The organism is Rhizobium sp. YAF28 (assembly GCF_052113285.1).
Taxonomy (GTDB): domain Bacteria; phylum Pseudomonadota; class Alphaproteobacteria; order Rhizobiales; family Rhizobiaceae; genus Rhizobium.
The window spans coordinates 234,212-247,598 of the sequence record NZ_JBFRCX010000009.1 but is presented as its reverse complement, the minus strand read 5'-3'; the positions used below and the strand labels follow the sequence as shown (position 1 = coordinate 247,598).

Genomic DNA, 13,387 nt, shown 5'->3' with positions numbered 1-13,387 from the left:
AGCTATACTTCCGTTTCATTCACGGCCGTCCGTGCGCCTGAATATCAGGCTTGAGCGTCAAGGGATTTGAAGGCGGCGTTTCAGCAGCACCGTAAACCTGCAGATTTTCCGGTGAAACCTAAACGGACGTTTGATCGTCCGGCAGGCGCTCTTCGACTATGAACGGAGAGGGGCGCCATCAACGACAAACTCATCGCAAGCCATTGTTATATCTGGCTGAGCTTTGCCCCGTGGCGGTGCCAGACGGAGAAGCCCATGCAGCATATCCTCGTTGTCGATGACGATCACTCTGCGCGCAGCCTCATCAGTGATTTTCTCATGCAGCAGGCGTTTCGCGTTACTGCCATCAGCAGCGGCGATGAACTGCGGAACATGCTCTCGACGAATATGGTCGATGCATTTGTCATCGATCTGAATCTCAAGGGAGAGGACGCCCTGAAGATTGTGCAGCAGCTGGCGACACTCTCGACGGCGCCCATCATCATCACCAGTGCCGACCGCGTCGAGGAAACCGACAAGGTGCTGGGATTCGAACTTGGCGCAAGCGATTACATCGTCAAGCCTTTCGGTCTGCGAGAATTCCTGGCACGGCTGAAGGCGGCCATGCGCGTGAGGCCCGCGCCCGAGGCCGGCCGGGAGCGTCGGACCTATATGTTCGGCGACTGGACGCTCGCCATGCGCCAGCGGGCGCTTACACGGCCGGAATTCGGCGAGACGAAGCTGACCGCCGCCGAATTCAATCTCCTGGTCGCATTCCTGAACGCGCCGAAACAGGTCCTGTCCCGCGAAAAGTTGCTTGCGGCGAGCCGTGTCCATTCGGAGGAGGTCTTCGATCGAAGCATCGATGCGCTGGTTCTGCGCCTGCGACGCAAGCTGGAAACGGAACCGTCAAACCCGAGACTCATCAGGACGGCACGCGGAACCGGCTATATTATGGATTGCAGCGTGACGGTGGATGAGCGTCCGAGGCTCAAGTGATAAACGAAACTTAGCCATCTGATGTCAGAGCCCGATCGGTGGAAGGCGAAGCGCATGAACTTCGACCGGCTGTTCGAAGCCTCGGAGGTTATAGGCACCCAGGCATTCCGTCTGATCCGCGCAGCCCGCGATCCGCACGAAGTCTGCTGATATCAGGACAGGGCGCTGCAGTTCCTTCGTCAGAGCTTCAAGACGGGAGGCAATGTTCACGGCCGGGCCGATCACGGTAAAATCCAGTCTCTTCTTGGAGCCGATATTGCCATACATCACCTCTCCGAGATGAATGCCCGTGCCGTAGCGGACCTCATGTCCGAGAGCTGTTCCCTGGAGCCCTTTGATCGCCTCTTGCGCCTCGGAAACGGCCTGCAGGAGATCGGTACAGGCGTCGGCCTGCTCAAGGGGAAAGACGGCCAGCAATCCATCCCCCATGAACTTGAGGATTTCGCCGCCATGCCTTTCGATCGGATCGGCGATGGCATCGAAATACTGGTTCAGGATGGAAATAACCTCATCGCGTGGCCGACGATCGGATAGCTTCGTGAAGCTTCTGAGATCGCAGATCATGATCGCTGCATTTATCGACATGCCGCTTCCGCGTGTCGTTGCGCCGTCCAGAATCTGTTCCCCGGCATGCGGGCCGACATAGGTTTGCAGCAGCGTCAGCGCCAGCTGGTTCTTGAGGCGAATTTCGCTGACCAGTGAAAACAGCGGAAGGATTTCTCGAAAGAACGCTATTTCCTCGCCCGTGAATCCGCCGGGCTCGCTCGTCGAAAACGTCGCGAGGTGTCTCTTGCCCTGGGTATGGTCAAGAGGCCAGGCGAGGTAATCGGTATGGCCTTCCTCCCTCAATTCTTCGAAGACGGGAAATTGATGCGGTCCGTGGATCTGAAGCCGCTGCCGGATTTCCACGCCGCTTTTGATGACGACACGAAACGGACTTCTGAGAAAGGCGTCGGTCGCCTCGACATCGTAGCCGATCGTCGTGATATCCGCTTGCCTGTCATCCTTGACCCAGACCACGCGCGTTCCGAGCCACTGGGGATGATGAACACGAAGATGGAGACTGGCGCGGCTGAGGGCGACGCCACAAGCAACAAGACGGTCACAGAGTTGCAGAAATATGGGCTCGATCTGCAGCTCGTCTCTCACGCCTGATATCAGCCAGTTCACGAGGGTATGGCGGTTGGCGCTGTCAAGCTTATGCATTTTGCTCCTCGTTCATCACCAGCGCCCCTTGCCTGGGCTGAAGCTCGAAGCCCTGATGTTGCTGCCGCGCAGATGGTGAGCATAGTGACGAATGGTTTCGCAGTCCTGAGCGAAATTGATTTGGATATATGCCGTGGCCGGGATCAACGCTTTGCAGCAGAGGCTACGAATTCCATCAGGTCTTTGGAGCTCAGCGGTTTTTCCAGAAACGCAGCTGCGCCCGATGATCTTGCGGCTGCTTCCGTGCGGTTGTCGGCAAAAGAGGTCATTATGCAAACCGGCGGACCGCCATCCCGGACCACGGCTGAGAGCAGTTCAAGGCCGCTGGTTCCGGGCATTCTCACGTCCGCCAATATGCAGTTCACATGATGCATGTCGCCGGAATTGAGGAAGGCGTCCGCGGACGCATAGGTCCGGCTTTCAATGCCGGTCGCTTCAAACAGATCCTTCAGCGATTCCAACAGAAACTGATCGTCGTCAATGATTGCGATCGTCGTTTTTTGCCCGGATTGCATAAGACCTCTGACAACATTGAGCCGGTTCATCCGGCATTTTGAGGATATTGGTACACCCTATAAATTGCTGGCATCAGTGGAACAGATGGTCTTTCAAGATGGTATGGATCTGCTCGCCGGACCCCCGACATCGTTGATGCCAATGGAAGCCTTAGCGACTATCTGTTTCCCCATGAGGCAGCCCTCAGCCTGCATCCTATGGTAATAGATATTAGTCGCCTTTCAACTAAACAGAAGTTTGTCTCCGGCCAGAGATTCGCTCCAGCTGGCTCAATCAAAGGTTCTTGGAAGCGCAGTTTGAAAATCCGCGACGATATCAGCCAGGTTTTCAACCGTAGTGGTATCGACAAATATTGCTTGGCCGATCGGTGGCGATGGCCCGATGGATTCGCACTTAAGGCTGTCGAACAATGGATGCCAGGTTTGGTGTCAAGCCCACTCTTGTTTTAGTAGTCAGGCAGGCTGGCGAGTGGCTAAACTAGGGGTCGTGCACTTATTGCCAAAGGCCCGATCATGCTTCGCCTTTATGACGGTCGATTTCCTGGAAGCGCGTGGAAAATCCGTATTCTACTCAATCGGCTGGAATTACCGCTCGAACTCAGAAGCCTCGATCTCGACGCGGGCGAAACCAGGACGCCGCCGGCAGGCTTTCCGAGAACTCGGCGTCGGGCATAGCCCGACCGGACCGAGCTTAAAAGCTATTTCTTTCCGCCTGGCCGGTCGTTAAATTCCAAGCGACGACGGGTGGGGGTGTTTCCTTGCAATTTTTGTCGATGAGAAGAGCGGATGCCGCAGGAAATCGTTTCGTTCGTCGTCTTGCTGAATGCCCTGGGCATAGCGGGCATCGTCGTATGGCATCTGCAGGGCCGTTCCCGGCCAAATGCGCGCCTGATCGTGCAGATCGCCTTCTTTGCCGCGATGACGATCATTCTCCTGCTGGCAGGGATTGTTCCGTTTCGGTTTGACCCGCCGCATCTGGAAAGCATGAGCGCACTTTTTGTCTCTGCCAAGATCCTCTGGTGGGTTCATCTCTCCTGGGCCGTCATCGGCTTCCTGCGCATCTACATCGTGCTGGATGGCAGGCCGCGAGAAGCAAGGCTCATTCAGGACCTCTTGGTCGCGGTGGTTTATCTCGGTGTCGCCCTGTCGGTCATGGCTTTCGTCTTCGGGGTTCCGATCGGAACGTTGCTCGCGACGTCAGGCGTCATCGCCGTCATCCTTGGTCTTGCCTTGCAGAATACGCTGGGAGACGTGTTCTCGGGGATCGCTCTGACGCTCGGACGTCCCTATGTCATCGGCGATTGGATTTTGCTCAGCGATGGCACGGAAGGACGGATCGTTGCCAGCAACTGGCGCTCGACGCATCTGCTGACGGCCGCCCACAATATCGTCGTCTTGCCGAACAGCGTGCTTGCCAAACTTGGGCTGACCAATATCAGCCAACCGGATGAAAACCACCTGATTACGCTGTCGATCCGAATTGTTCCGACACGCATGCCGCACATCATCCTCGGCGTCATGCAGACGGTGCTGGATAGCTGCAATTCCATCATCAAGGACCCACCCCCGGCGGTTTCGCTTGTCGGCATCGATGCCAGCGCGGTTTATATCGAACTCTATTTTCAAGTCACCAGTCCGCTGCGGCGAGGCCTCGCCCGCAGTGAAGTCATCGATCTTGTGTACCGCCACTGCAAGTCCAGCGGACTTCAGCTTGCGATGCCGCTCAGCAAGGTCATCACCGCAGACGAGCCCGTCGCACAGAATGTACTGGTCTCCAGTGCAGGCCCGGCGCAAAGTCTCATCGAAGCGATCCCCGTTTTCTCTGCACTGACAGCCGACGAGATAACGACGCTTGCGGCATCTGCGGCCAAGCGCACGTTTGCTCCCGGTGACGAGATCGCGAAAGAAGGAGACTCTCTTGCCAGCCTGATGATCATCCGGGCAGGCATCGTTTCGATGCTAAGAGACGGCAGTGAGACGGCGCGCCTGGCGCCTGGCGATTTTTTTGGCGAAGGGGGCTTTCTTGCCGGGATTGGAGAGAGCCATGCGCTTCAGGCGGTAACACGGGTGACCGTCTATGAAATCGGCAAGGAGGCTTTTGCACCGCTCCTGTACGAGCGCCCCGAACTCGCAGAAGACCTTGCGGCAAATCTCGCCTATCGGGAGGCATTGAGCGAGAATATCGGCAATCATGCCATGCAGCATGACCGCCGTCGGTCCTATCTGCTGCAAGCCATCCGATCCGTATTCCGCAACCATGCACATGGGTGACCATTGCGGCGCCGCAGCCGATATCCGGGCGGCTGCTTATCTGCAGGTCGAATTCGTGGAGGCGAGATGGGCAATTTGCTGGGCGAAACCGCGGGGCTGATAGCTTTTGTCAGAACCGTGGAAACGGGATCCTTCAGTGCTGCGGCGCGCAGCCTGCAGACAACGCCCTCGGGCGTATCTAAAAGCGTTTCCCGGCTGGAGAGCCTGCTGGGGGGGAAGCTCTTTCGTCGTTCGACACGTATCCTGACGCTGACGCCTGACGGAGAAACCTTCTTCGGAAATATTGCGCCACTTCTCCGGCAGATCGAGGAATCATCGGATGTCTTTCAGGCGGATCGCGGCGCGACCGGCCATTTGCGCGTAAGCCTGCCGAGCGAGCTTGCGAGGCTGCTGATGCCACCCATCTTCACGCGTTTCCTGCCGCAGCATCCCGGCATAACGCTCGATCTCGGGACGACGGATCGCCACGTCGACCTGATTCGCGAAAACTACGATATCGCCTTTCGCGTCGGCAAGGTCGCGGGAAGCGACCTGATGATGCGAACGCTGGTGCATCTGGAAATGGCGCTGGTTGCGTCTCCTGCCTTTGTCGAAACGTGGGGACGGGTGAACTCGGTGGAGAGGTTGCGTGAAATTCCCTTCGCGCGGTATGCGATCGACGGCCACACATATCCCATTCACTTTGCCAATGGCGCGACGATGATACCGACGGGCCAGGTGGACCTCGACACGGCGACGGCGATCCGATTTGCGGCATTGAGTGGAGCAGGCGTTGCTTATCTGATGAAATGCATCGTTCAGGAGGAGCTGGATCGAGGGGAACTCATCCAGCTTCTGCCCGACCTCGAGCTGGAGACGATGCCGTTCCAGGCTGTCCACGCTTTCGGTCGAATGCCGACCTACCGGCTGCGCCTCTTTTCGGATTTCATCGAGACCGAGATACGGAAGCATGCATCGCCGTAAGCAAGCTCGCGAGACCGCCACAGGTGCGGCAGTCCCGCCCGAAATCTCGGTCAGCCACCGCGACTGACAAGGCCGCCTGAGCTCATCCCCCAACCGATGGTTAGCTACCGTTTTTCCGTGCGCTTGCTACTCATTTTGTGACCGCATGCAGGCGCTTGCCTTGGCGGTCGGCTCCCCAAATCAGTAATTTTGAAGGACGAGGATGACATGACGCAAAGACTGAATTACGCCCAACTTTCGCCGGAACTCGTTAAAAAGCTGACCGCCTTTACCATGGAGCTGAAAGAGAGCTCCATCGAGCAGACGATAAAGGATTTGGTCGAAATCCGCGCGTCCCAGATCAATGGCTGCAGCTTCTGCGTGGACATGCATTCCAAGGAAGCAAAGATCCACGGCGAACGCGAGCTCCGTCTCTATCACGTCGCCGCCTGGCGTGAATCGACGCTGTTCAGCCCGCGCGAGCGTGCAGCGCTTGCCTGGACCGAAGCGGTTACCAAGCTCTCCGACACCGGGGTTCCTGACGAACTCTATGAGAAGGTCCGCGGCCAGCTTTCCGAGAAGGAAGTTTCCGATCTGACCTTCCAGGTCATGGCCATCAACGCATGGAACCGGATCAGCGTTGCGGTCAAGGCCGTGCCGGGCTCGGCCGATAAGCTTTACGGTCTGGACAGGGCTGGGCTGGAATAAAGCGATCGGCCAATATCGCGGTCGTATGGGAATGCGGCCGCGAGGGAATTGAGCCCGTGTAACTGCTGCCGGCGTCTATCAGCCAGTGATCAGATCATTGTGTTCCGGGTGCTTTGCGGCGTAGCGCGCCATGAACTCGCATTGTGGGATGACCTTCTGGCCGTTTTCTCTGATCAGCGCGAAAACCCCATCGGCAAGCTTCGTTCCGATTCCGGCGCCAGAATATTCGAACGGAACTTCGGTGTGGGTAAGGACGATCTTGTCGCCTTCCATCCGATAGTAGGCCATGGCCATTGCATCAGTGTTAATTGGCAGCTCATAGCGCTGCATCCGGCTGTTGTTCTGAACAAGAAGCGGCAAGGTCATTCTCCGTTCTATGGTGGCGTCAGCCTTCCGTCATCTCCCAGTTTCGTCAACACAAACGATCGTTTGGCTAGTCATCGTGCTTCCAAACACCTCACGTGCCCCACGTGAAGCCGATGCTCTATGTTAGAGTGGTGCGATGCTCAAAGCGCGTAACGCGGAAATTCTGTTCCAGCGATGCAGCAATGTGATCCGAGCCTGGAACGCCGCGAACGGATTTCCACCTGATATCGTAGATTAGCTCGCGATGTCCGTCGTCGAAATCCCTAAGCCCCGTGAAGCTTGCTTCGGAGAGTGCAGGCGTTGCCGCCGTCACATCTGGAATCCCGGCGCCGCCTTCCAGTTTGATTGCGATGGTGCCCTTCTGCTCGCCTGAAATCCAGCGGTCCACATGCTTGAGTGGAGAGAGGATCAGCACTGCCAGAAGGGTCACGATGGCGCCGACCGCGATCTGCCCGCCACCAAAACACAGGCCGATTGCCGTTATCAGCCATAAAGTCGCAGCGGTGGTGACGCCGGTTGCAATGTCGCCGCGCCGCAGGATCGCGCCTCCGCCGATGAAGCCCACGCCGGTAAGGATGCCGAGCGGGAAGCGCAGGATATCCATCGAGCCGTTTACGCTCTGGCTCGTCGCCAGGAGGATATTCGCCTGGATCATCGAAAGGCAGGCGGCGAGCCCAACGAGGATGGTCGTGCGCAATCCCGCGGGATGTCCGCCTCGCTCCCTGTCGAGGCCGATGAATGCGCCGGCGATGACCGTTGCTGCCAGACGGAGCGCAATGTCCGTCCAGTTCGGCGTCATGGGCATCAGTTCGATCAGATCCAACTCAGCCGTTCCCCTGTTATTAGTGCAGGAAGCTAGAGCGCGACCGGCGGACCGGCCAGTGGGACAGCTAAAATCACCCTTCGATACCGGGTCGTGTGGGATCGACGTGTTGATGCAGGCTTGCGGCCGAGTGGCGGATAACCTCCGAAATCTGCAGCAGTTGTTTAACCAGAGGCGTCGAATTGCGCCAGATGATGCCGATCGTTCTTAGGGGCTGGGGTCTGCGGAACCGGGAGATGGAAACATCGGCCGAGCGCGTCTCCACCGGCACCGCCATTTCCGGGATCAGGGTGACACCGATGCCGGCGCTGACCATTTGCACCAGCGTCGAGAGCGAACTGCCCTCCATGATTTCCCGTGGGCGCGTCGATTGTATACCGCAGAAGGACAGGGCCTGATCACGAAAGCAGTGGCCCTCTTCCAAAAGAAGCAAGCGCATTTCGCGCAAGGCTTCAGGTTCCGGCACGGGCTTGCCTTCGTCCTCGCGGTGCCGGACCAGCAGGAACTCCTCTTCAAATAGCTTGATTTCGGTTAGCGATGGTTCCGATACCGGTAATGCGACGACCGCTAGGTCCAATTCGCCCTGCGCCACTTCATGCACCAGTCTCGCCGTCAGCGTCTCGCGCACCTGGATCTCAATATTATCGAAGGTCTTGTTCAGATCGCTGATGATCGCCGGCAGCAAATAGGGGGCTATGGTCGGAATGATCCCGATTCTCAGCCGCGTCAGCAACCTGTCCTGTGACGCGCGGGCGAGGTCTCCAAGTTCGTCAACGGCACGCAGAATATCGCGAACCCTGAGCCCAAAGAGTTGTCCGAAGGCAGTCAGCCTGACCTCCCGCGCACCGCGTTCGAAAAGATTTCCGCCCAACTCCTCTTCAAGCTCCTTGATCTGCATGGACAAAGCGGGCTGCGAAATCGCGCAGGAATCGGCCGCATGCCGGAACCGGCCGTGACGTGCCAGGGCTTCAAAATAACGAAGCTGTTTCAGTGTAACGTTGGTCATAAGGCAAACTTATCGCGCTCATCAGTAAATCCAACTTAAAATTATCATACGCTTCCGATAAAAAGAAATTAGAGGGAGGATGCGTGCCGACTCCGGTTGACCGGAGTGAGGTGCAGGCACGCAATCAGGCCCAATAGTTTAACGGACAAGGCGGCTGTCGAACGGTCGCCTGGAGCAACAGGAGAAAACTATGGACCAGAAACCTGACAGCGCGGGTAAATGTCCCGTTGATCATTCGGGAGCAAGTCGCAGAGGCAATCGCGACTGGTGGCCGAACCAACTCGACCTGCAGATGCTTCACCATCATTCCGGCCTTTCGGATCCGCTGGGCAAGGATTTCGACTATGCCGAGGAGTTCAAGAAGCTCGATCTCGACGCAGTGAAGAAGGATCTTCATGCGTTGATGACGGATTCGCAGGATTGGTGGCCGGCCGACTTCGGTCACTACGGTGGTCTCTTCATCCGCATGGCTTGGCACAGCGCCGGCACCTACCGTATCACTGACGGCCGCGGTGGCGCCGGTCAGGGCCAGCAGCGTTTTGCGCCGCTCAACAGCTGGCCTGACAACGTCAACCTCGACAAGGCCCGCCGCCTGCTCTGGCCGATCAAGCAGAAATACGGCAACAGCATTTCCTGGGCCGACCTCTTGATCCTTACCGGCAACGTCGCGCTCGAATCCATGGGCTTCAAGACCTTCGGCTTTGCCGGCGGCCGTGCCGACGTTTGGGAGCCGGAAGAGCTCTACTGGGGTCCGGAAGGCACCTGGCTGGGTGACGAGCGCTATAGCGGAGAACGCGAACTGGCAGAACCGCTCGGCGCTGTGCAGATGGGCCTCATCTATGTCAACCCGGAAGGCCCGAACGGTACGCCCGATCCGCTCGCATCCGCTCGCGACATTCGCGAGACCTTCGCCCGCATGGCGATGAATGACGAAGAGACCGTGGCGCTGATCGCCGGCGGCCATACCTTCGGCAAGACCCATGGTGCCGGCGACCCCTCGTTTGTCGGCGTCGATCCTGAAGGCGGAGAGATCGAGGCGCAGGGGCTCGGTTGGACGAGCAAGTTCAACAGCGGTGTCGGCCGCGATGCCATCGGCAGCGGTCTGGAAGTTACCTGGACGACGACCCCGACCAGGTGGAGCAATAACTTCTTCTGGAACCTGTTCGGCTATGAATGGGAGCTGGAAAAGAGCCCGGGCGGTGCCCACCAGTGGGTCGCAAAGGGCGCTGGTGCCACCATTCCGGATGCGTTCGATTCTTCGAAGAAGCACCTGCCGCGAATGCTCACCTCCGACCTCGCACTGCGCGTCGATCCGGTCTACGAGGCGATCTCACGCCGCTTCCTCGAAAACCCGGATCAGTTCGCAGACGCCTTTGCTCGCGCCTGGTTCAAGCTCACCCATCGCGACATGGGCCCGAAGGTCCGCTATCTCGGCAAGGAAGTTCCGGCAGAAGACTTGATCTGGCAGGATGTCATCCCGGCCGTCGATCATCCCCTTATCGACGATGAGGATATCGCCGACCTCAAGGTCAAGGTCTTAGCCTCCGGTCTCACCGTTCAGGAACTCGTCTCGACCGCATGGGCGTCCGCTTCGAGCTTCCGCGGCTCCGACAAGCGCGGCGGTGCCAATGGCGCGCGCATTCGCCTTGCGCCGCAGAAGGATTGGGAAGTCAACGAACCGGCACAGCTCGCCAAGGTTCTCGGCACTCTCGAAGGCATCCAGAAGGACTTCAATGCAGCCCAGATCGGCGGCAAGAAGGTGTCGCTCGCCGACTTGATCGTGCTTGCGGGTGCAGCTGGTGTCGAAAAGGCGGCCAAGGCCGGTGGCCAGGGCATCGTCGTGCCGTTCACGCCGGGCCGCATGGATGCATCGCAGGAGCAGACGGATGTTGCTTCCTTCGCAGCGCTTGAGCCGCGTGCTGACGGGTTCCGCAACTACGTGAACAGCAACCGCCTGCAGTTCCTGAAGCCGGAAGAAGCCCTCGTTGATCGCGCCCAGCTGCTGACGCTGACCGCGCCTGAAATGACGGTTCTCGTCGGTGGCCTGCGCGTGCTCACGGCCGGCAAGCCCGAACATGGCGTCTTCACCGCGCATCCGGAAGTGCTGACGAACGACTTCTTCGTCAACCTGCTCGACATGGGCACGGTCTGGGCTCCGGTCGCCGGCAAGAACGGTGTTTATGAAGGCCGCGACCGCAAGACCAATGCGGCCAAGTGGACCGGTACTCGCATTGACCTGATCTTCGGTTCGCATTCGCAGCTTCGCGCGCTTGCGGAAGTCTACGGCCAGTCCGATGCCAAGGCGAAGTTCGTGAAGGACTTCGTTGCCGCATGGAACAAGGTCATGAACGCCGATCGTTTTGATCTCGTCTGATTGAAAAAACCTGTCTGGACGCGGCGTCTCCGCCGCGTCCAGGCGTCAAATACAGGTGAACATCGCTGTTCGCTTGTTGCGCACTCGATGGTCCGTTGCAGCTGGCCCAGCCAGACCGATTACAATCACCTCTTGAAACGAATCCGATAGAGGGCGGCCCACAGGCCGGGATCAGTTACACAAAACTGATTGATTGAGACCATTCGATATCGACAGCACCGCGCTGCGATTGCCAAGAGCCATGCCCGCCGCTACGCCGTTCTGCAGCTATTGCTCGATTCAGATTTTCGCGCTTTTTCGCAAACCGTATACTGCAACAGTATTATGTTAGAAGTTTCTTTAATTCCCCTTCAATCCGATTTCGCTATCATGGCCATATGAGAATAAGCACCATCACCAACTGGGCCTACGGGATAACCGTGATCCTCACTGCGCTTTCGGCTGTTGCTTTCATCATGTCGTCGCGTAGCGCCGACGACGAGCGGCGTGCGGTTGAAGAACATCTCGCTCTCGATACGCTGACCGAACAACTTGAGATGGGTGCCGAAGTCTCCAGTGATGAAGCAAGGCTCTACGTCATGCGCGGCGAACAGCGCCACCTCGATGCCTTCAAGGCGGACGAGGAGACCGAACGGCGGCGCGAAACGGCGGCTGAGCAGATTGCGGCACGGGATATATCTGTCGTCGAGCGGAATATTCTCGAGGGCATAGTCAAACAGGCTGAGGCACTTGACACGGTAGAAGCCGCCGCTGTCGATACTTTCCAGAGGGGAGACAGACAGGCAGCGCAGCAAACACTTTTCGGGCCGGAACATGAGCGGTTGCAAACGGCTCTCCTGGAGTCGGCCGGGCATCTGCGCGATATCACGGCGACACGCACGGGAGCAGCACTTGATGATGCACGCCGGCGCAGCGACCAATGGAGCCTTGTCGCCAAAGTCATGCTGGCGATGACCGGTCTGCTTTTCCTTGCCGTACTCTACTTCATCCTGCGGCGCCGCGTGGCCATGCCTCTGGTGCGCATGACCGGCATCGTTACACGGCTCGCGAGGCAGGATTACGCTGTCGAGGTCCCTGACGACCACCGCCGCGATGAAATAGGCGAGATGAACGAGGCCATCCAGATCTTTCGCGAAAACGGGCTTGAACGTGAACGCCTGGATGCGGAGCGGCGGGCTGACCAGCATACCAAGGATCTCATCCTGCAGATGATGCATCGCCTTCAGGCTTGTGAAAATCAACATGAGCTGGCCGATGTCGTTGCGCGCTTCGCGCCGCAGATCTTTCCAGGCATTGCCGGAAGTCTTTATATCCTCGACGAGGATAAGTCCGCTCTCGCGCAAGCCGGCACGTGGCTGGAGCCTGTCAACGCGCAGGCGGCCTTTCCGGCCAATGCCTGCTGGGCACTGCGACGCGGCCGCCCGCATAGGAGCGGCATCGGCGACGGCGATGTGCCCTGCCAGCATGTCGAGGGGAGTGGTGTTGCGGCCTCCTGTTTCCCGTTGACGGCACAGGGTGATATGATCGGTCTCCTCTATCTCGAGGAGCGTCACGCGCAGACGCCAGTGCTGGACAATGTCCGCCTCTATCTGGAGCTGATCGCCGAGAATGTCGGGTTGGCGGTCGCCAATCTGCAGTTTCGTGAAAAGCTGACTGATCTTGCTATCCGCGATCCGTTGACCGCGCTCTTCAACCGCCGTTTCCTCGACGACATGCTGCATCGGCGTGGGCGCGACAATGGCCAAGAGCCACTCGTCTGCCTGATGATCGACATCGATCACTTCAAGCGTTTCAACGACCAGTTCGGTCACGATGCCGGCGACATGGTCATGCAATATGTCGGGCAGGTCCTGCGCAGCGCTGTCGCCGATATCGGCAACGCATTCCGTTTTGGCGGGGAGGAGTTTACCATATTGCTGCCTGACTGCAGCGAAGAGCATGGTTTCGAATTCGCCGAAAAATTACGCGCGCAGATCGGCGGCGCGGCACTTTCATACTCAGGTCAGATCATTGGCGCAGTGACGGTATCAATCGGCGTGGCGGTGTCACCTGCAGAAGGCGCAGTCGATACGCTGGTCAGTCGCGCCGACGCGGCCCTTCTCGACGCCAAGGCCAAGGGCCGCAATAAAACTGTTCTGGCAAGCAATTTGAGCAGGCGATCGCAGGAAACGCTACGCGCCTGAATCAGGAAAGAGGCA

11 protein-coding genes are annotated in these 13,387 nt (G+C 58.3%); 6 read left to right on the top strand and 5 right to left on the bottom strand.

Translation table 11 applies throughout. The features are described from left to right. Window positions 1-255: 255 nt before the first annotated feature. Window positions 256-978, top strand: coding sequence for a winged helix-turn-helix domain-containing protein (locus tag AB4Z13_RS21680; RefSeq protein ID WP_442206786.1), 723 nt, complete (start codon window positions 256-258; stop codon window positions 976-978). 24 nt (window positions 979-1,002) lie between these two features. Here AB4Z13_RS21680 and AB4Z13_RS21675 read toward each other — a convergent pair whose 3' ends face one another. Together AB4Z13_RS21675 and AB4Z13_RS21670 are read right to left on the bottom strand one after the other, a co-directional pair. Continuing rightward, a complete protein-coding gene (locus AB4Z13_RS21675) occupies window positions 1,003-2,184 on the bottom strand; it encodes an adenylate/guanylate cyclase domain-containing protein (RefSeq protein WP_442206785.1) in 1,182 nt (393 codons plus the stop codon). 143 nt (window positions 2,185-2,327) lie between these two features. After that, on the bottom strand, window positions 2,328-2,729 hold the full coding sequence (locus AB4Z13_RS21670) for a response regulator transcription factor (RefSeq protein ID WP_439017825.1): 402 nt from the start codon (window positions 2,727-2,729) through the stop codon (window positions 2,328-2,330). Window positions 2,730-3,485: 756 nt separating this feature from the next. Here AB4Z13_RS21670 and AB4Z13_RS21665 point away from each other — a divergent pair. The 3 genes from AB4Z13_RS21665 to AB4Z13_RS21655 all read left to right on the top strand — a co-directional run bounded on the left by AB4Z13_RS21665 (window position 3,486) and on the right by AB4Z13_RS21655 (window position 6,620). Then, the gene (locus tag AB4Z13_RS21665) at window positions 3,486-4,970 is read left to right on the top strand and encodes a cyclic nucleotide-binding domain-containing protein (protein WP_442206784.1); all 1,485 of its coding nucleotides are present in this window, start codon (window positions 3,486-3,488) and stop codon (window positions 4,968-4,970) included. A gap of 66 nt (window positions 4,971-5,036) precedes the next feature. After that, on the top strand, window positions 5,037-5,933 hold the full coding sequence (locus AB4Z13_RS21660) for a LysR family transcriptional regulator (RefSeq protein ID WP_442206783.1): 897 nt from the start codon (window positions 5,037-5,039) through the stop codon (window positions 5,931-5,933). A 207-nt stretch (window positions 5,934-6,140) separates the two neighbouring features. Beyond that, the gene (locus AB4Z13_RS21655; protein ID WP_113320163.1) at window positions 6,141-6,620 is read left to right on the top strand and encodes a carboxymuconolactone decarboxylase family protein; all 480 of its coding nucleotides are present in this window, start codon (window positions 6,141-6,143) and stop codon (window positions 6,618-6,620) included. A 78-nt stretch (window positions 6,621-6,698) separates the two neighbouring features. Here AB4Z13_RS21655 and AB4Z13_RS21650 read toward each other — a convergent pair whose 3' ends face one another. The 3 genes from AB4Z13_RS21650 to AB4Z13_RS21640 form a co-directional block, all read right to left on the bottom strand. Then, window positions 6,699-6,986: a GNAT family N-acetyltransferase gene (locus AB4Z13_RS21650; RefSeq protein WP_439017829.1), complete on the bottom strand. Its 288-nt coding sequence runs from the start codon at window positions 6,984-6,986 to the stop codon at window positions 6,699-6,701. A gap of 118 nt (window positions 6,987-7,104) precedes the next feature. Continuing rightward, window positions 7,105-7,809: an MgtC/SapB family protein gene (locus AB4Z13_RS21645; RefSeq protein WP_442206782.1), complete on the bottom strand. Its 705-nt coding sequence runs from the start codon at window positions 7,807-7,809 to the stop codon at window positions 7,105-7,107. 73 nt (window positions 7,810-7,882) lie between these two features. Further along, the gene (locus AB4Z13_RS21640) at window positions 7,883-8,815 is read right to left on the bottom strand and encodes a hydrogen peroxide-inducible genes activator (protein WP_113320161.1); all 933 of its coding nucleotides are present in this window, start codon (window positions 8,813-8,815) and stop codon (window positions 7,883-7,885) included. Between the two features lie 190 nt (window positions 8,816-9,005). On the opposite strand from AB4Z13_RS21640, the gene katG reads away from it, so the two are divergent. Both katG and AB4Z13_RS21630 read left to right on the top strand, forming a co-directional pair. Beyond that, window positions 9,006-11,189 (top strand): catalase/peroxidase HPI, encoded by a 2,184-nt coding sequence (gene katG / locus AB4Z13_RS21635; RefSeq protein WP_442206781.1) that lies wholly within the window; start codon window positions 9,006-9,008, stop codon window positions 11,187-11,189. 377 nt (window positions 11,190-11,566) lie between these two features. Beyond that, window positions 11,567-13,372 carry a diguanylate cyclase gene (locus tag AB4Z13_RS21630; protein WP_442206780.1) on the top strand — a complete coding sequence of 602 codons (1,806 nt, stop codon included), beginning with the start codon at window positions 11,567-11,569 and terminating at the stop codon, window positions 13,370-13,372. Window positions 13,373-13,387 lie beyond the last annotated feature (15 nt).

What these genes read in the sequence shown, in the direction of transcription:
- AB4Z13_RS21670 (WP_439017825.1), bottom strand. Translation starts at nt 2,729, where the DNA reads ATGAACCGGCTCAATGTTGTCAGAGGTCTTATGCAATCCGGGCAAAAA.
- AB4Z13_RS21640 (WP_113320161.1), bottom strand. Translation starts at nt 8,815, where the DNA reads ATGACCAACGTTACACTGAAACAGCTTCGTTATTTTGAAGCCCTGGCA.
- AB4Z13_RS21660 (WP_442206783.1), top strand. Translation starts at nt 5,037, where the DNA reads ATGGGCAATTTGCTGGGCGAAACCGCGGGGCTGATAGCTTTTGTCAGA.
- AB4Z13_RS21650 (WP_439017829.1), bottom strand. Translation starts at nt 6,986, where the DNA reads ATGACCTTGCCGCTTCTTGTTCAGAACAACAGCCGGATGCAGCGCTAT.
- AB4Z13_RS21655 (WP_113320163.1), top strand. Translation starts at nt 6,141, where the DNA reads ATGACGCAAAGACTGAATTACGCCCAACTTTCGCCGGAACTCGTTAAA.
- AB4Z13_RS21680 (WP_442206786.1), top strand. Translation starts at nt 256, where the DNA reads ATGCAGCATATCCTCGTTGTCGATGACGATCACTCTGCGCGCAGCCTC.
- AB4Z13_RS21630 (WP_442206780.1), top strand. Translation starts at nt 11,567, where the DNA reads ATGAGAATAAGCACCATCACCAACTGGGCCTACGGGATAACCGTGATC.
- AB4Z13_RS21675 (WP_442206785.1), bottom strand. Translation starts at nt 2,184, where the DNA reads ATGCATAAGCTTGACAGCGCCAACCGCCATACCCTCGTGAACTGGCTG.
- katG (WP_442206781.1), top strand. Translation starts at nt 9,006, where the DNA reads ATGGACCAGAAACCTGACAGCGCGGGTAAATGTCCCGTTGATCATTCG.
- AB4Z13_RS21665 (WP_442206784.1), top strand. Translation starts at nt 3,486, where the DNA reads ATGCCGCAGGAAATCGTTTCGTTCGTCGTCTTGCTGAATGCCCTGGGC.